Origin of the sequence: Massilia endophytica, assembly GCF_021165955.1 — a bacterium.
Taxonomy (GTDB): Bacteria; Pseudomonadota; Gammaproteobacteria; order Burkholderiales; family Burkholderiaceae_D; genus Rugamonas; species Rugamonas endophytica.
The window spans coordinates 3,732,856-3,750,731 of the sequence record NZ_CP088952.1; the positions used below are offsets into that span (position 1 = coordinate 3,732,856).

Annotated in this window: 15 protein-coding genes; 13 read left to right on the forward strand and 2 right to left on the reverse strand. The window is 67.1% G+C overall.

The features are described 5' to 3' along the window. Positions 1-21: 21 nt before the first annotated feature. From LSQ66_RS17035 to LSQ66_RS17095, 13 genes are all read left to right on the forward strand, one after another. The gene (locus tag LSQ66_RS17035; protein WP_231766378.1) at positions 22-327 is read left to right on the forward strand and encodes a hypothetical protein; all 306 of its coding nucleotides are present in this window, start codon (positions 22-24) and stop codon (positions 325-327) included. A 34-nt stretch (positions 328-361) separates the two neighbouring features. Beyond that, positions 362-1,117, forward strand: a complete 756-nt coding sequence (locus LSQ66_RS17040; RefSeq protein WP_231766379.1) for a Crp/Fnr family transcriptional regulator — start codon at positions 362-364, stop codon at positions 1,115-1,117. Between the two features lie 133 nt (positions 1,118-1,250). Next, positions 1,251-2,051: an ABC transporter permease gene (locus LSQ66_RS17045; protein ID WP_231766380.1), complete on the forward strand. Its 801-nt coding sequence runs from the start codon at positions 1,251-1,253 to the stop codon at positions 2,049-2,051. After that, complete coding sequence (locus LSQ66_RS17050; protein WP_231766381.1) at positions 2,048-3,283, forward strand: ABC transporter ATP-binding protein; 1,236 nt, start codon at positions 2,048-2,050, stop codon at positions 3,281-3,283. The genes LSQ66_RS17045 and LSQ66_RS17050 overlap by 4 nt, the downstream gene beginning before the upstream one ends. Then, a complete protein-coding gene (locus LSQ66_RS17055) occupies positions 3,280-4,581 on the forward strand; it encodes an FkbM family methyltransferase (protein WP_231766382.1) in 1,302 nt (433 codons plus the stop codon). Before LSQ66_RS17050 ends, LSQ66_RS17055 begins: the two co-directional genes overlap by 4 nt. Positions 4,582-4,603: 22 nt before the next feature. Next, on the forward strand, positions 4,604-7,621 hold the full coding sequence (locus LSQ66_RS17060; RefSeq protein WP_231766383.1) for a glycosyltransferase: 3,018 nt from the start codon (positions 4,604-4,606) through the stop codon (positions 7,619-7,621). After that, complete coding sequence (locus LSQ66_RS17065; protein WP_231766384.1) at positions 7,611-8,783, forward strand: glycosyltransferase; 1,173 nt, start codon at positions 7,611-7,613, stop codon at positions 8,781-8,783. The genes LSQ66_RS17060 and LSQ66_RS17065 overlap by 11 nt, the downstream gene beginning before the upstream one ends. Positions 8,784-8,908: 125 nt before the next feature. After that, entirely contained in the window at positions 8,909-10,945 is a 2,037-nt protein-coding gene (locus LSQ66_RS17070; RefSeq protein WP_231766385.1) for a hypothetical protein, read from the forward strand. Positions 10,946-10,956: 11 nt separating this feature from the next. Next, positions 10,957-11,934 (forward strand): glycosyltransferase family 2 protein, encoded by a 978-nt coding sequence (locus LSQ66_RS17075; RefSeq protein WP_231766386.1) that lies wholly within the window; start codon positions 10,957-10,959, stop codon positions 11,932-11,934. A 10-nt stretch (positions 11,935-11,944) separates the two neighbouring features. Next, positions 11,945-12,667 (forward strand): GNAT family N-acetyltransferase, encoded by a 723-nt coding sequence (locus LSQ66_RS17080; protein ID WP_231766387.1) that lies wholly within the window; start codon positions 11,945-11,947, stop codon positions 12,665-12,667. Positions 12,668-12,670: 3 nt separating this feature from the next. Then, entirely contained in the window at positions 12,671-13,033 is a 363-nt protein-coding gene (locus LSQ66_RS17085) for an EamA family transporter (RefSeq protein WP_231766388.1), read from the forward strand. Positions 13,034-13,038: 5 nt separating this feature from the next. Continuing rightward, on the forward strand, positions 13,039-14,166 hold the full coding sequence (rffA, locus tag LSQ66_RS17090; RefSeq protein WP_231766389.1) for a dTDP-4-amino-4,6-dideoxygalactose transaminase: 1,128 nt from the start codon (positions 13,039-13,041) through the stop codon (positions 14,164-14,166). Beyond that, positions 14,163-15,614: a UbiA family prenyltransferase gene (locus LSQ66_RS17095; protein ID WP_231766390.1), complete on the forward strand. Its 1,452-nt coding sequence runs from the start codon at positions 14,163-14,165 to the stop codon at positions 15,612-15,614. Before rffA ends, LSQ66_RS17095 begins: the two co-directional genes overlap by 4 nt. Position 15,615: 1 nt before the next feature. Here LSQ66_RS17095 and LSQ66_RS17100 read toward each other — a convergent pair whose 3' ends face one another. Together LSQ66_RS17100 and LSQ66_RS17105 are read right to left on the reverse strand one after the other, a co-directional pair. Next, positions 15,616-17,136 (reverse strand): hypothetical protein, encoded by a 1,521-nt coding sequence (locus tag LSQ66_RS17100; protein WP_231766391.1) that lies wholly within the window; start codon positions 17,134-17,136, stop codon positions 15,616-15,618. A 2-nt stretch (positions 17,137-17,138) separates the two neighbouring features. Further along, entirely contained in the window at positions 17,139-17,876 is a 738-nt protein-coding gene (locus LSQ66_RS17105; protein WP_231766392.1) for an SDR family oxidoreductase, read from the reverse strand.

Here is a 17,876-nt window from a genome sequence, read left to right on the forward strand (position 1 = left end):
TTACTTTGAGCGCTTGAGTGCATGAGCCTGGAAGTGTTACTGTTCGGCGGCATGCTGCTGGGCGTGCTGCTGGGCTGCCTGCTGCCGAACCGCTGGCTGCCGCCCCTGCCGAACGACAAGCTGCTGCATGCCCTGGCCTTCGCCGCCCTGACGGCGCTGGCGCCGCGCGGCCCCACGCTTGCCGCCTGCCTGGGCCTGTTCCTGCTGGGCTGGCTGATCGAATGCCTGCAGGCCCTGGTGCCGGACCGCGGCTTCAGCTGGGGCGACCTGGCCGCCAACGGCGCGGGCATTGCCGGCGCGGCCCTGGCCCTGGAACTGCTGCGTTAGGCGGCACTCCGGCAATTTTTTGTAAAATACCACCATGAGCACCGCAGCTGAACAAACCAAAGCAGCGCCTGCCGGCCTGAGCCCCGGGGGGGCCGAGCCTGCCCCGACGCAGAATGTGCAGGTGCACCTGCGCAAGATTCCGCTGCTGGCCGACCTCAGCGACGAGGACATGGCCCGCATCAAGCCCGAACTGCGCTTCCGCCAGTACGCCAAGCGCGACGTCGTGCTGCAGAAAGGCGGCGCGGGGGACGGCCTGCTCTTCCTGCTCTCGGGCCAGATGCAGGTGATCGACGTGACCGAGGACGGCCGCGCCATCGGCCTGCGCATGCTGGCGCCCGGCGACTTCTTCGGCGAAATCGCCGTCATCAACAATTCCGTGCGCACCGCCTCCGTGGTGGCCATGAGCCCCGTGCTGGTGGCCTTCCTGCCCGCTCCGGCGGCCCTGCACCTGTTCTCGCACTCGCCGTCCGTGGCCAACAAGATGCTGCGCCACCTGGCCGAGAAGATCCAGCGCGACTCGGAGTTCCGCTCCCTGCTCAGCATCAACAACACGACGCGCCGCATCTACACCTTCCTGGTGCAGATGAAAAAGACCCAGCCCGGCCAGCCGGACGTGGTGGAGAACCTGCCCACCCACCAGGACATTGCCAACATGATCAACACCAGCCGGGAAACCGTCACGCGCGCCCTGCTCACGCTGGCCCAGAAAGGCATCGTGCAGAAGGATACGCACCGCCTCATCATCCTCAAGCCGCAGGACCTCCAGGCGCTCGTCGAGGGCAACGCCTGATCGGGGCGGCCGGCCCAGGCGGGCTCGGCCGCTGCGGTATAATCGCGCGCTTTGGCGGCGCGCGCCTCTCAACAGAAGAAGAACAGAACATGACAGCTCTCCCCCTGCTTCGACCCTGCGCCGGAGCCTGCCCATGATTGTGCTCGGGCGCCTGCAGAACATCGCCAACTACCGCGGCTTCATCGCGGGCAGCGTAAAGCGCGAATTCCAGTCCAAGTACCGCAACTCCCTGCTGGGCGCGGCCTGGACCATCCTCAATCCCCTGGCCATGATCGTGGTCTACACCGTGATCTTCTCGCAGGTGATGCGCAACCGCCTGCCGGGCGCCGATTCCAGCTTCGCCTACAGCATCTACCTGTGCGCGGGCGTGCTCACCTGGAACCTGTTCGCCGAAATCACCACCAAGGGGCAGAGCGTCTTCATCGACAACGCGGGCCTGATCAAGAAGCTCAATTTCCCGCGCCTCTGCCTGCCCATCATCGTGGTGCTCAACGCGCTGCTCAATTTCGCCATCATCTTCGGCCTGTTTACCGCCTTCCTTCTGGTCTCGGGCAACTTCCCCGGCTGGAGCTTCTTCGCCCTCTTCCCCGTGCTGGCCCTGCAGATCGTGTTCGCCATCGGCCTGGGCATGGTGCTGGGCATCCTGAACGTGTTCTTCCGCGACGTGGGCCAGTTCTTCAATATCCTGCTGCAGTTCTGGTTCTGGTTCACGCCCGTGGTCTATCCCGCCACCGTGCTGCCCGCCGAAGTGCGCGGCCTGCTGGTGTGGAATCCCATGGCGCCCGTCATCATGGCCTACCAGGACATTCTCGTGCACCGCCAGCTGCCGCACTGGGGCAGCCTGCTGCCCGTGGCCGTGCTGGGCGTGCTGCTGTGCGCCCTGGGCATGCATCTGTTCCGCCGCCGCGCGGGGGAAATGGTGGACGAACTGTGAACGGACAAATTCAGGTCAGGGGCCTGGGCAAGGCCTACAAGCGCTATCCCAATCACCGCGCCCGCCTGCTGGAATGGATGCTGCCGGGCGCCCCGCGCCACCAGCTGATCCACGTGCTGCAGGACGTGAACTTCATCGTCGATCCCGGCCAGGCGCTGGGCATCATCGGCATCAACGGCGCAGGCAAGAGCACCCTGCTCAAGCTCATTACCGGCACCGCCGCGCCTTCGAGCGGCTCGGTGAGCATCGGCGGCCGCGTGGCCGCCCTGCTGGAGCTGGGCATGGGCTTCCATCCCGATTTCACGGGGCGCCAGAACGTCTACATGGCGGGCCAGCTGCTGGGCCTGAGCATGGACGAATTGAATACCCTCATGCCCGAGATCGAGGCCTTCGCGGAAATCGGCGAATATATCGACCAGCCGGTGCGCGTCTATTCGAGCGGCATGCAGATGCGCCTGGCCTTCAGCGTGGCCACCGCGCGCCGCCCGGATGTGCTGATCGTGGACGAAGCCCTGTCCGTGGGCGACGCCTACTTCCAGCACAAGAGCTTCGAGCGCATTCGCGCCTTCCGCCAGCAGGGCACTACCCTGCTGATCGTTTCGCACGACAAGGGCGCCATCCAGTCGGTGTGCGACCGCGCCATCCTGCTGGACGGGGGCCGCGTGGTGAAGGAAGGCGCGCCCGAAGAGATCATGGACTACTACAACGCCATGCTGGCCGACCGCGAAGGCGAGAGCGTGCGCCAGGAGGCCCACGAGAACGGCAAGATGCAAACCATCTCGGGCACGGGTGAGGCCACGGTGGCCTCCATCGCCCTGCTCGACGCCGCAGGCCAGCCTGCCGAAGTGCACGGCACGGGCAATGCGGTCACCTTGCGCATCGAGGTGGCGGTACATGCAGACCTGGAGGAAATGACCCTCGGCTACCGCATCAAGGACCGCCTGGGCCAGAACATCTTCGGCACCAACACCTTCCACAAGGGCCTGTCGCAGCGCAATCTGAAAGCGGGCCAGCGCCTCGTGTTCGATTTCGCCTTCCCACTCAACCTGGGCCCAGGCAGCTATTCGGTGGCGACCGCGCTGCACAGCTCGGACAACCACCTCACCGCCAACTACGAATGGCGCGACCTGGCCCTGGTATTCGAAGTGATGAACCTGAAGCACAGCTATTTTGAAGGCTGCACCTGGCTCGACCCGCAGGTCGTGCTGCACGCCGGCGGAGTCCAACCATGAGCTTTACTTCCTACGCCCAGAACTTCGAAGACGTGCTGCTGATGCGCGCCCTGCGCGAAGTGGACCAGGGCTTCTACGTCGATGTGGGCGCGGGCGATCCGCGCCGCCACTCCGTGACCCAGGCCTTCTACGAGCGCGGCTGGCGCGGCATCAACCTCGAACCCGCGCCCAGCCTGCAGCGCCGCCTGCGCATCGAGCGTCCCGCCGACATCAACCTGCCGCTGGCCGCCGCGGCGGAGGCGGGCGAACGCACGCTGTACGAAGTGCCTGGCGCCCTGCTCTCCACTCTCGATGAAGCACGCGGCCGCGAACTCGGCGCGCAAGGCAACGAGGTGATACTGCGCCAGGTGAAGGCCGCAAGCCTCGACGCCATCTGCACCGAGCACGCCGCCCCGGTAATCCACTTCCTGAAGATCGACACCGGCGGCGGTGAAGAGCAGGTATTGCAGGGTTTCGATCTCGCCCGCTGGCAGCCCTGGATACTCGTCGTGACGCCCGGCTGCCGCGCTATGGCGGAGGCCGCAGGCTATGAGCTGGCGCACGAGGACGGCCTCAATCTCTTCTACACCGCTCCGGGCAAGCCGGAACTGAAGGCTGCGCTTGCACTGCCGCCCCACCCGGCGGACGGCTTCGTGCTGTGCGAGGACCACGAGTACAGCCATCCCCTGCGCGAGTGGCGCGAGCGCACTGCCGCAGCCGAAGCGGCGGCGGACGAGGCGCGCACCTGGGCCAAGAACCACGTGAAGGAATGGCAGGAGAAGCACGCCCTGCTCACGAAGCAGGAAAAGCTGACCCAGAAGGCCGAGGCGGAACTGGCCGTGATGACGCAGCGCGCCGCCGCCGCCGAGGGACAGATCCCGCCGCTCACAGCTCGCGCCACGCACGCGGGCATCGTGGAGCTGGAGCTGAAGAAAGCCTACGAGCAGATCGAGGCCCTGAACAACAGCCTGTCCTGGCGCATCACCAAGCCCCTGCGCGACGGCAAGGCCTTTGTGGAACGCATCAAGGGCGGCGTGCGCCGCCGGCTCGCGCGGGTGCGCGCCCTGCTGGTGCGCATCGTGAAAGGCCTGCTGCGCCGGGCCATCCAGTTCGTGCTGTCCCGTCCCGCGCTGGCCTTCTTCGTGCGCCGCCAGATCGCGCGCTTCCCGCGCCTGGTGCAGGTGGCGCGCCGCCTGCTCATGCGCGGCAGCCAGCAAGGCGCCGCGGCGCCGGAACCGCTGGTGATGGCCGCCGGCCTGGAAGACCTGCCGGAAGGCGCCCGCCAGGTCTGGCAAGACCTGCAGCGCGGCCGCCGCTAACGCTTACCGAACACAGGACCTTATGCGTATCGTCTTAGACCTGCAAGCCTGCCAGGGCTCCAGCACCCACCGCGGCATCGGCCGCTATTCGATGGCCCTCACCCTGGGCATGCTGCGCCAGGGCCCGCAGCACGATTTCCGCATTGCCGTCAACGGCCGCTTCCCGGACAGCGTGGCGAACCTGCGCAAGACCTTCGACGGCCTGGTGCCGCAGAAGCATATCAACGCCTACGAGCTGCCCACCGCCATCTGGGAGCACCAGGTCGCCAACAGCTGGCGCGTGCGCGCCGCCGAGCAGGTGCGCGAGCACTACCTGGCCAGCCAGCAGGCGGACATTGTGCACGTATCGAGCCTGTTCGAAGGCCTGGGCGAGGACGCCAGCGTGTCCGTCATGCACAGCCGGAACCGCGTGAACACGGCTGTCACCCTGTACGACCTGATCCCGCTGGTCCGCAAGGAGACCTACCTCACCGACCCGCATGTGGCGAACTGGTACCATCGCAAGCTGCAAAGCCTGAAGAACGCCCAGCTGCTGCTGGCCATCTCCGGCCACTCGCGGCGCGAGGCGATCGATGCCCTGCAGCTGCCGGAAGACCAGGTGGTAAACATCTCCTCCGCCGTGGACACCATCTTCCAGCCGCGCGCACTGAGCCCGGAACAGTCGCAGGCGCTGAAGGACAAGTACAAGCTGCACCGCAAGTTCATCATGTACACGGGCGGCATCGACTACCGCAAGAACATCGAAGGCCTGATCGAGGCCTACTCCCTGCTGCCGGGCGCCCTGCGCGAAGAGCACCAGCTGGCCATCGTGTGCAGCGTGCCGGACCACGAGCGCCAGCGCCTGCTGGCCCTGGCCTCCGGCTTCCGCATTCCGGACGGCGACCTGGTGCTGACCGGCTTCGTGCCGGACGACGACCTCGTTTCCCTCTACAACAGCGCCGAGCTTTTCGTCTTCCCTTCCCTGCAGGAAGGCTTCGGTCTGCCAGCCCTGGAGGCCATGTCCTGCGGCATCGCGACCATCGGCTCCAACAACAGCAGCATTCCCGAGGTGATCGGCCGCAGCGACGCGCTGTTCGACCCCACCCGCATCCAGGACATTACCGCACGCATGCAGCAAGCGCTGACGGACCGCGACTTCCACGCCAGCCTGCGCGCCCACGGCCTGGTGCAGGCCAAGGAGTTCTCCTGGGACGCCAGCGCACGCAAGACCCTGGACGCCTTCGAAGCCCTGCACGACAAACGCCAGCAGGCGCAGCGCATCAGTGTTCCCGCCACGCCCGCGCGCCGTCCGCGCCTGGCCTATATCTCGCCGCTGCCGCCAGAGCGCACCGGCATCGCGGATACCAGCGGCGAAATGCTGCCGGAACTGGCGCGCTACTACGACATCGACATCGTGGTGCACCAGCCCTCGGAAGTGAGCGAGCGCTGGCTGCTGGCCAACTTCACCCAGCGCACAGTGGAATGGTTCGAACAGAACAGCCAGCGCTACGACCGCATCCTCTACCACTTCGGCAATTCGTCCTTCCACTCGCACATGTTCGACATGCTGCGCCGCCATCCCGGCGTGGTGGCCCTGCACGACTTCTACCTGAGCGGCGCCCTGCACTACATCTCGGCGGCGGGCGGCAAGACGCACGCCTACAGCGAAGCCCTGTACGGCTCGCACGGCTACCGCGCCCTCGTGCATGAACGCGACAGCGGACGCGAAGCCTCCTACTACGAATACCCCTGCAACAAGTCGGTGCTGGATCACGCGGCGGGCATCATCGTGCATTCCTCGCACTCGAAGGAGCTGGCCGAACGCTGGTACGGTCCCGGCACTGGCGACGACTGGCGCCTGGTCGCCCTTCCGCGCCTGCTGCCCGGCCCCTTCGACCGCGCCGCCGCGCGCGTGCGCCTGGGCATGGGCGCGAACGACTTCCTGGTGTGCTCCTTCGGCCTGATCTCCATCACCAAATGCAATGAGCGCATCCTGGAAGCCTGGCTCGAATCGCCCCTGCACCAGGACGCCAGCTGCCACCTCGTCTTCGTGGGCGAGAACAATGTGGGCGCCTTCGGCACCGCGCTGTCGGCGCGCATGGCGGGCCACCCGCGCATCCGCATCACCGGCTTTGCCACCCAGGAGCTTTACCGAACCTACCTGGCCGCCGCCGATGTGGCCGTGCAGCTGCGCACCCGCACGCGCGGGGAGACTTCGGGCACCATCCTGGACTGCCTCTCCTACAGCGTGCCGACCATCATCAACCGCCACGGCTCGGCCGCCGAAATGCCGGACGGGGTGGCCGTGCGCCTGCCGGACGATTTCTCGTCCACCGAACTGGCAATGGCCATGACCAAGCTGCGCCGCGAGCCGGAGTTCGCGCGCGAAATCGGCGATGCGGGCTACCGCTACATGTCCACCGAGCACCACCCCGCACGCGTGGCGCGCCTGTACCACGAGTCCATTGAAGCCTTCGCGCACGATCACCGCGCCACGCACTACCGCAACCTGCTGGACGGCCTGTCCGCCATCGACACGGGCTTCGCGCCGACCGAGCAGGACTGGCTGCAGGTGGCCGCCGCCATCGCCGCCAATGCTCCTGCGGGCAGCACCCGCCAGCTGCTGGTGGACGTGACGGAACTCGCGGCGCAGGAAGCGGCGCAGCGCGACCCGGCCGCCCTGGCCCTCGTGCTCAAGCTGATCGAACATGCGGCGCCCGGCTTCCGCGTCGAACCGGTGCGCCTGGACGATGGCCGCTACCGCTATGCGCGCCGCTTCGCACTGGGCCTGATCGGCCGCCCCGAACTGCCGCTGGACGACGGCGTGGCCTCGCTCTGGCCGCAGGACGTGCTGCTCCAGCTGGGCGGCGCCGAGCCGCTGCCGGCCAGCCAGTCCGTCGCCAACCGCGGCGTATTGCAGCTGACTGCAATGCTGGCGAGGCCCGCCACGGAAGACAGCGCGGGCCGCGCCATGCTGGCCGCCCACCTGCCCGCCGAACTGATGGCCGCGCTGGACGGCGTGGCCTGCGAGCCGAACGAAGGCGCAGCCCATGTCCGCTGACGCGCAGCTGCTGCTCGACCTCTCGGAGCTGGTGCGCACCGACGCGCGCTCGGGCATCCAGCGCGTGGCGCGCGGCGTACTCGCCGCGCTGCTGGCAGATCCGCCGGCCGGCTACCGCGTGGCGCCCGTGTACGACGCGGGCGGCTTCTACGCCTACGTGCCGGATGCCGTGGCCCTGAAGCCCGCGCCGCAAGGCGAGGAAGAGCCGATTGCCGTGCGCGCGGGCGACGTGTTCTTTGGCGTGGACCTGGCGCCGGAGCAGGTGCCGCGCAACCTGGCTGTGCTGGCGGGCCTGAAGGCGCACGGCGTGCGCCTCTACTTTGCCGTCTACGACCTGCTGCCCCTGCAGCACCCCGAATGGTTCTTCGCGGGCGCCCAGCCCTGGTTCGAACGCTGGCTCTCCAGCGCCGCCACGGTGGCGGACGGGCTGCTCTGCAACGCCCGCGCCATTGCGGACGAACTGCTGGAATGGCTGGACCAGCATCCCCCGCGCCGCCACGGAATGCTGCAGGTGGGCTATGCCCCCCTTGGCGCCGACCTGCAGACCGCGCGCGCGGCGGACGATACCGATGCCGCCGCCGATCTGCCCGCCGAACTGCGCCAGCGTCCCACGCTGCTGATGGTGGGCACCCTGGAACCGCGCAAGATGCATTCGGAAGTGCTGCAGGCCTGCGAACAGCTGTGGGAGCGCGGTGTGGAAGTGAACCTCGCCATCGTCGGCAAGCAGGGCTGGAACACGGCGCGCCTCGCCGAGCGCCTGCAGCAGCATCCCGAAAACGGGCGCCGCCTGTTCTGGATGCAGCAGGCCAGCGACAGCACCCTGCTCGCCCTCTACGCCAGCGCCAGCGCCCTGCTGGCCGCATCCGGCGGCGAAGGCTTCGGCCTGCCCCTGATCGAAGCCGCCCAGCACGGCCTGCCCGTGATCGCGCGCGACCTTCCCGTCTTCCGCGAGGTAGGCGGCGAACACGCGTGGTATTTCGGCGGCGTGACGCCGGGCGAAATCGCGGACGACATCGAAACCTGGCTGGCCCTGCACGCCGAAGGCAAGGCTCCCGCCTCGGCTGCCATGTCCTATCTCAGCTGGGCCGGGAGCGCCCGCCGCATGCTGGACGTCATCCTCGGCGGGCAATGGCACGGCGCCGCCGCCACGCGCCTCCCCTAGCGGCGAAGCAGCCTTACAAATTGTTGCAAGAACCGCCTCCCCGGGGCGGCCCGCTTCATTGTGTTTTTCACAAGCAACGCTTATACTCGGCGGTTACTCATCGTCCGCAGAAAGCGTTCCGTTCCATGCCGCCTCTTTTTTCCGACCATGGCGTCGCAAGCCGGCGCATCCTGCCGCTTCTGCTGTGCTGCAACCTCGCGCTGCTGCTGTTCTTCCTCACCTTCGACTACCAGCTGATCTTCCATTCCGACGCCGCGGTCAAGAACCTGCTGGCGCAGGAGATCTACGAAACGGGGCGCTTCTTCCCGCGCGACTGGAACTACGTTAACAAGGACCTGTGGGTTTTCGGCACCCAGGCCTTCATCGTTCCCCTGCTGGCCTTCCTGCCCAACGGGATCGGTGTCCATATCCTCTCGGACTGCCTGTCGGCAGTGCTCATCATCTGGAGCGCCTGGCTGTTCACGGCCCTGCTGGACGTGTCGCGCGCCGCCCGCCTGGCCGGGCTGCTGGTGATCACGGCGGGCATCTCCCTCATCATGGCCGAACACGTGTTCGGCCAGGCCGCCTACGGCACGCTGTTCTATCTCGCCTCCTTCCTGCTCTACTGCTACTGGCGCCAGCTGCACGCCACGGGCAGGGACTACTGGTGGTGGTCGCTGGGCAGCATGCTGGTGTCGCTGCAGGTGTTCTGGACCAACCCCCAGCGTGCCGCTGTGTTCTACCTGCTGCCGCTGGCCGCCGCCGCCTTCGCGCTCAAGCTGAACGAGCTGCGCCAGCAGCGCGCCCACCTTCCGGTGAAACGCCTGCGCCACTGGCGCAGCTTCGGGCTGTTCGTGCTGGCCGGAGTGCTGGGCGTGCTCCTGAACGGCTACACCATGCGCCACGTGCACAATGCTCCCGGCCTGACGGAGCTGGCCTGGCTGGACTTCGACGGCATGCGGCGCCAGCTCGCAGCGGTGATCCAGGGCCTGCTGATCCTCTTCGACGCCCTTCCCCGCCTGGGCACGGACGTGGTCCATCCGGCAGGGGCCTACCGCATCCTGCGCCTGCTGACGGGACTGGCCATGCTCTACCTGCTGCCCGTGGCCATGCTGCGCATTCTCGGGCCGAAGCACCCGGGGCGCCTGTTCTGCGCCGCCTTCACGGCCGCCGCGCTGTGCCTGAACCTGATCATGATGCTCACCACCACCGTGGCCGATGCGGGCAGCCCCGATGGCGCCATCCGCTACCTGGTGCCCACGGTGCTGAACATGCTGATGATCCTGGCCGCGCTGTCGGTGGACGGCCTGCACCTGGGCCTGAAGGAGCGTGTCGCCGGACTGGCGGTGGTGGCGGTGCTGTCGCTGAGCGCCGCGCCGACCTATCTCTTCCCCTACTACCTGCATTTCGCCGGACTGCCGCCCTCCCTCAAGCTGCCCACCGATCCGATGCGCCTCGTGCACTTCCTGCACGAGCAGAACCTGAAGTACGGCTATGCGAGCTTCTGGCAGGCCGGGAAGTTCACGGTACTGAGTTCGCATACCATCAAGATCCGCCAGGTCAATTTCGAACAGGGCGTGCCGGTGCCGATGCGGGTGCTGGCGTCGAACCGCTGGTTCGAGCCCGCGGCCTGGGAGGGTGAAACCTTCCTGCTGCTGAACGATGCGGAACTGGCCACCGTGGACCGCGCCTACCTGGCCCGCCACCTCGGCGAGCCGGTACGCACGCTGCGCTTCGAGACCTGGAACATCCTGGTGTACGGCAGCAACATGGCTACGCTGCCGATGTGGGACGAGATGCTGCGCAGCCCTGTCAGCTACCCGATCAACGACAAGACGCCGCACCAGATCGGGGCACTGCGCGGCGGCGCGCTGGCCGCCGGACCCGGCGCCGAGGGCGCCCTGTACTACGGCCCCTTCCGCAAACTGGCGCCCGGGCGCTACCGCGTTAGCTTCGATGTCGAGGCGAAGGGCGAAGCGGAAGCAGGCTTCGGCCATGTGGACGTGTCGTCCAGCGCGGGCCAGGCGGTGCACGGCAAGACCCCGATTGCGCAGGCGGGACGCCAGCGCCTGGAGGTGGACTTCGATACCGCGGAGCCGCTCAAGCTGGTCGAATTCCGTGCCTTCAGCAATGGCAAGGGCGAGCTGGTCCTGCACGGCATCGATGCCGTGCGCCTGCAATAGTTGGAGAAAGAATGGAACAAGCCAATCCCCTCATCTCGGTCGTGATCCCTGTCTATCGCGCCGAAAAAATGCTCGACGAGCTGTATGCGCGCCTGAAGGCCGCGCTCGAAACGGTCTCGCCGCGCTTTGAAATCGTGCTGGTCGAAGACTGCGGGCCGGACCGCTCATGGCAGGTGATCGAGCGCCTGTCGGCCGCCGATCCGCGCGTGGTGGGCCTGCAGTTCAGCCGCAACTTCGGCCAGCATTACGGCATCACGGCGGGCCTGGACATCTGCAAGGGCGACTGGGTGGTGGTGATGGACTGCGACCTGCAGGACGCGCCGGAAGAGATTCCCCGCCTCTACCACAAGGCCCAGGAAGGCTACGACGTGGTGCTGGCCCTGCGCGGCAAGCGCCAGGACCCGCTGCTCAAGCGCGCCACCTCGTGGCTCTACTACCGCCTCTTCAGCTACCTGGCCGATATCGACATCGACGGCGACAGCGGCAACTTCCGCATCATGTCGCGCAAGGTGGTGGTGAACTTCACGCGCATGCGCGAGCAGCTGCGCTTCTTCGGCGGCCATGTCCAGTGGATGGGCTTCCCCACCACCGGCCTGCAGGTGCAGCACGCCGAGCGCCTGGAAGGCACATCGAGCTACACCTTCGCCAAGCTGTGGAAGCTGGCCACCGATACCATCATCGCCTACTCGGACAAGCCGCTGCGTTTGGCCGCCCAGCTGGGACTCACCATGGCGGCCGTGTCCTTCCTGTTCGGCAGCTTCATCCTGGGCCGCGCCCTGCTCCAGGGATCGCCCGTTCCCGGCTGGAGCAGCCTGATCGTCTCGCTCTACTTCATCGGCGGCCTGATCATCGGCATCCTGGGTATCATCGGCATCTACCTCAGCAAGACCTTCGACGAGGCGAAGAAGCGGCCGCTGTACATCGTGCGCCGCGCCACGGACAGCGCCCGCTACGACGCCCGCGCCGCCCGCAACGAACATCTCCATTGAAAGGCTGCAGATGAAGATCGACTTATCGGCACTGGACCAGCAACGCTTCGGCATCGTCACCGCCAAGGCCAATCTCGAAGCGGAGGACAGCGCGGCGGCCGTGAAGGCATGGTGCGCCCAGAATGGTGTGCGCATGCTCATCGCCCGCTGCTCCACCAGCCACCTCGCGCTCGTGCAGCAGCTGGAGCAGGCAGGCGCCTTCCTGACGGACACGCTGGTGTACTACCGCCGCCGCGAGATCGCGGCCCAGCAAGTTGCGCTGCCGCCGGGCTACCGCTGGCGCCTTGCGCAGCCGGGCGATGCGGAGGCCGTGGAAATTCTTGCGGGCCGCACTTTCGAGGGCTACTTCGGCCACTACCACAGCGATCCGAAGCTGAACCGTGCAGACGCCGACGCCGTCTACGCCCAGTGGGCGGGCAATTCCTGCCGCAGCACGGCGGTGGCCAGCGCCGTGCTGCTGATCGAGCATGACAGCGGCATCGTGGCCTTCGCCACCCTGAAGGACCTGGGCCAGCAGGAGTTCGAGGGCGTGCTGTTCGGCGTGCATCCCGAGCACCAGGGCCAGCGCCTGTACCACGCGCTGATGCAGCTGGCGCAGAACTGGGCCGCCGAACGCGATTTCCGCAGCATGGTGGTGTCCACCCAGATCAACAACCTGTCGGTGCAGAAGGTCTGGTGCCGCCAGGGCTTCGAGCCTTCGTCCAGCTACTACACCTTCCACCAGTGGTTTTGAGCCATGAACTATCTCTATATCGCACTGACCATTTTCCTGACCGTCTTCGGCCAGATCGCCATCAAGATGCAGGTGGCCCAGGCGGGCGCGCTGCCTGCCGATCCGGCCGACAAGCTGGCCTTCCTCATGCGCCTGCTGCTCAACCCCTGGATCATTGCCGCCTTCGCCGCCGCCTTCCTCGCTTCCGTGTCCTGGATGGGCGCCATGACCAAGTTCCAGCTGAGCCATGCCTACCCGTTCATGAGCCTCAACTTCGTGATCGTGCTGCTCCTGAGCGCATGGCTGTTTCACGAACCCCTCTCGACCGCCCGAGTCGTGGGCGTCGCGCTGATCTGCCTCGGCACCGTCATCGCCTCACAAGGATAAACACCATGCAAAACATCCCCTTCAACAAGCCCTATATGACCGGCCGCGAACTGTGGCACATCGCCCAGGCGCACCAGAACGGCCACCTGTCCGGCGACGGCAGCTTCACGAAGAAATGCCACACCTGGCTGGAGCAGAGCACGGGTTCGAAGCGCGCCCTGCTGACGCATTCCTGCACGGCGGCGCTGGAGATGGCGGCGCTGCTGGCCGAGGTGAAGGAAGGCGACGAGGTCATCATGCCCTCCTTCACCTTCGTTTCCACCGCCAACGCCTTCGTGATGCGCGGCGCGGTGCCGGTGTTCGTGGATATCCGCCCCGACACGCTGAACATCGACGAAACGAAAATCGAGGCGGCCATCACCCCGCGCACCAAGGTCATTCTGCCCGTGCACTACGCGGGCGTGGCCTGCGAGATGGACACCATCATGGACATCGCGCGCCGCCACAATCTGATCGTGGTGGAAGACGCGGCGCAGGGCATCTTCGGCACCTACAAGGGCCGTCCGCTGGGCAGCATCGGCCACATGGGCGCCTACTCCTTCCACGAGACCAAGAACATCATCGCGGGCGAAGGCGGTGCGCTGCTGGTGAACGATCCGGTGTTCGCCGAGCGGGCCGAAATCATCCGCGAGAAGGGCACCAACCGCAGCCAGTTCTTCCGCGGCCAGGTGGACAAGTACACCTGGGTCGATATCGGCTCCTCCTACCTGCCGGGCGAGGTGATCGCCGCTTTCCTCTGGGCGCAGCTGGAAGAAGGCCGCGGCATCATCGACCGCCGCATCGCCATCTGGGACCAGTACCACGAGGCGCTCGCCCCGCTGGAGGCAGCGGGAAAGCTGCGCCGCCCGGTCGTGCCGGAAGGCTGCGTGCATAACGCCCACATGTACTACATCCTGCTCGATTCGCTGGAACACCGCACCCAGACCATCGCCAACCTGAAACGCCAGCAGATTCAAAGCGTGTTCCACTATGTGCCGCTGCACAGCGCACCGGCGGGCGTGCGCTTCAGCCGCACGCACGGCAGCATGGAGAATACGGACAAGCTGTCCGAGCGCCTGCTGCGCCTGCCCCTGTGGGTGGGGCTGGACGAGCACCTGCCGAAGGTGGTGGCAGGCCTGAACGAAGCGGTATGAGCGCCGCGGACGGCGCCGGCCCCGCGGTACAGCCTCCCCTGGTCATCGACCTGGATGGAACGCTGCTGCGCTCCGACCTGCTTCTCGAGTCGGCGCTGGGCTTCGCGCGCAGCCGCCCCTTCTCGCTGGCTCCCTTGGGCTGGCTGGCCAGCGGCAAGGCGGTGCTGAAGGCGCGGCTCGCGCAAAGCGTTCCGCTGGACGCCGCCGCCCTCCCTTACGACCCGCAGGTACTGGCCCTGATCGAGCGCGAACGGGCCACGGGCCGCCGGATCGTTCTGGCCACGGCCAGCCACCAGCTTTATGCGGAGCAGGTCGCCCAGCATCTCAAGCTCTTCGATCTTGTTCTCGCCACCGGCGACGGCGTCAACCTCTCGGCCCACCGCAAGCGCGAACGCCTGGTGCAGCTCTTCGGCCACCAGGGTTTCGATTACGCTGGGAACTCGCTGGACGACATCGCCGTATGGGGCGCCGCGCGCCAGGCCTATGTCGTCAATGCCAGCCCGCTGGTGCGGGCCCGGGCCGCGGGCCTGGGCAACGTGGTGCAGGAACTGCGCCAGCAGGACAGCCTCCTGCCCAACCTGCTGCGCGCAATGCGGCCGCACCAGTGGGTGAAGAACCTGCTGCTCTTTGTGCCGCTGATGGCGGCGCATCTCGCGCTGCAGCCCGAAAGCCTGCTTGCGGGCCTGCTTGCCTTCCTCTGCTTCGGCCTGTGCGCCTCCAGCGTCTACCTGCTGAACGACCTGCTGGACGTGGCGGACGACCGCCATCACCACAGCAAGCGCCGCCGCCCCTTTGCGTCGGGCGCGCTGCCGCTGCATTACGGCTTGCTTGGTGCTCCCCTGCTGCTGGCGGCGGCCTTCGGGCTGGCGGCGACGCTCCTGCCCTGGCAATTCGGCGCCGCGCTCGGCGCCTACTACGTGCTGACGCTCGCCTATTCCCTGCGCTTCAAGCGCGTGATGGCGCTGGATACCATCACCCTCGCCCTGCTCTACACGCTGCGCCTGATCGCCGGCGCCTTCGCTTTCGCCGTGCCGCTGACCTCATGGCTGCTGGCGTTCTCGATGTTCATCTTCCTCAGCCTTGCCCTGGTCAAGCGCTTCGCGGAGCTGAAGCGCCAGCTCGGGCGCGGCACGCGCCACGAGAGAGCGCGCGGGCGCGGGTACACCACCGGAGACCTCGACATGCTGTCATCGCTGGGCGCGGCGTCGGGCTACCTGTCCGTGATGGTGCTGGCCCTGTACATCAACGACAGCGCCACCGCCGCCATGTACCGCAGGCCCCAGCTGATCTGGCTGGCCTGCCCCCTGCTTCTCCACTGGATCACGCGCACCTGGCTGATCACGCACCGCGGCAATATGCACGACGATCCCGTGGTATTCGCCATGAAGGACCGCACCAGCCTGATGGTGGGCGGCCTGTTCGCCGCCATCTTCTGGCTGGCCGCCTGAATCAGGGCAGCTTCAGCGCCGCGCGCGGGTACACCAGCACCCGCAGCATGCCGCATTCGGCCTGCGCCGCCGGTTCGCCGTTCAGCCTGCGCAGCGCCGCTTCCTCCGGCTGGTCTGCCGCCGCAGCATCGCGCGGCACCAGCGCGAAGTCGTAGGCGGACTGGAAATTGCGCCCCGTGGTGATCCAGCGGTTCGGTTCCAGCGTGGCGGTCACGGGAGCGACACGGATGCCGGACTGGCTCAGCATCGTAATGCGCGAGGCTTCCCAGTAGCCCGCGATGCCATGCACAGCGCCGTAGGGACGCAGGGCGCGGTCGATGCAGGCCACCTCCTCCGGATAAGGCGCGCCCTGCACGGCGCGCGGCTCGCCGCGGGCGAGCGATACCAGCTGCCACAGGGCCGCCAGCAGCGCCAGCCAGGCCAGCGGGAGCAGCGCACGCCGCGCGCGTTCCGGCAGGGCGGCATGCAGCATGGGCATCGCCAGCGCGAGCGGCAGCCAGAAGACGGGAATAAAGTAGCGGATGGTGACTGGCGCGCGCGAGAGCAGCATCACGAGCAGCAGGCCGCCAAAGCTGGCCAGGCTGCTCACCGCCAGCAGCGCAGTGCCGCGCTCCTCGATGCGCCAGCCGCGCCCGCGCAGGGTGCCGGGCAGGAGCGCCAGCAAAGCGGCGTACCAGCCCAGCGTCACGGTCGCCGCGAGCGGGCTGAATTGCCACAACCCGCCCCACAGGGCGGCGATATCGCGCGCATTGCGCGCCAGTTCCTTCACCGTGAACTTCCACGGCAGCCCCACTGGATTTGCCACAAGAAGCTTGTGCAGCAGCGCGCCTGCGACGCAGCCTGCCAGCAGGGCGCCCGCCAACACCAGCAGATTGCGCCGGACCGGCTGCCAGCGGCGGCGCATCAGCACAAAGGCCGCCAATACCGCCAGCACATGGTGCAGCACATAGAGCTTGTCCGACATCACGGCCAGCGTGGCCGCCGCGAACAGGCCGGCGGGCAGCGTTGGCGGCAGAGGGCCGTCCTTGCGCAGGGCCTGCACCAGCAGCGCCAGCGAGAGCAGCGAAAGAAGGAACTCGCCCACGTGGTATGCGCTCAGCAGCAGGTAGACGTAGGGATACGCGCCCTGCGCACCCAGCAGAGCGATGAACAGCGTTACCGCGGCGGCGCTGGTGGAGGCCACGGCGCCGGGTGCGAGCAGGCGGCCAAGCAGGTACAGCGCGCCGCACAGCAGAACCGCCTGGAAGACGAAATAGGCCGCCACTGCGTGCCAGGCCTGGGCGAACAGGCCGTTCGCGGCAAAGTACAGCGGCCAGTCGGGGAAGAAGTACGGCGCTGGCGTCAGGAACCATTGCGACAGGCGTCCGCCGCGCTGCACGATATCCTGGTACAGCGACGGCAGGTAGAGCGCGTCGGAATTGAAGAAGAGCAGAAGATTGATCTTGTGCTGCAGGTAGGCCAGCACCAGCGCAGCCAGGCCTGCGGCCAGCGCGCCGAATGGCAGATATTTCAGGACTTTCATGATCAGAGGCTGAGCTTCTTGAACACGCTCTCGGGCACTGCCTTGATGATGGCCATGATGCCGCGCCAGAAGAAGGGGGTATACAGCACGTCGCTGCCCCGCGCGATGGCTTTCACGATATCCGCCGCCACGGCATCCGGCGCGGCCCACAGGGCGCCCTTCGTGAAAGAAGCGGTCATGGGCGTGTCCACGAAGCCCGGCTTGATGGTGAGAACCTGCACGCCTGCCTTCTGCAGGCGGTTGCGCAGGCCCTGGAGGAAAATGGCCAGCATGCCCTTCGCCGCACCGTAGACGTAGTTGGACTGGCGTCCCCGGTCGCCAGCCACGGAGCCAATCACCGCCAGCGTGCCGTGGCGCTGGGCCTCGAAGCGGTTGGCGAGAATCGTCAGCAGCGAGATCACGCTCAGTGCGTTGGTCTTCAGCTCATTCAGCGTCAATCCCACGTCGCGCTGGCAGGCCTGCTGGTCGCTCAGCGTGCCGTGCGCGATCAGCACCGTGTCGATACCGTCCATGGCTGCGGAAGCCTGTTCGATGGCGGCACCGTGGCCTTCGAAATCGTTCGCATCGAAGATGGCATGGGCCACGTGCGCGGCGCCGCGGATGCGCAGGTCCTGCTGCAGGGCCTCCAGGCGTTCGGCATTGCGGGCCAGCAGAAAGAGTGCCGCCCCCTGGCCGGCGTAGCGGCGCGCAACGGCTTCCGCGATGGCGGAGGTAGCGCCAACGATCAGTATTTTTTTCAT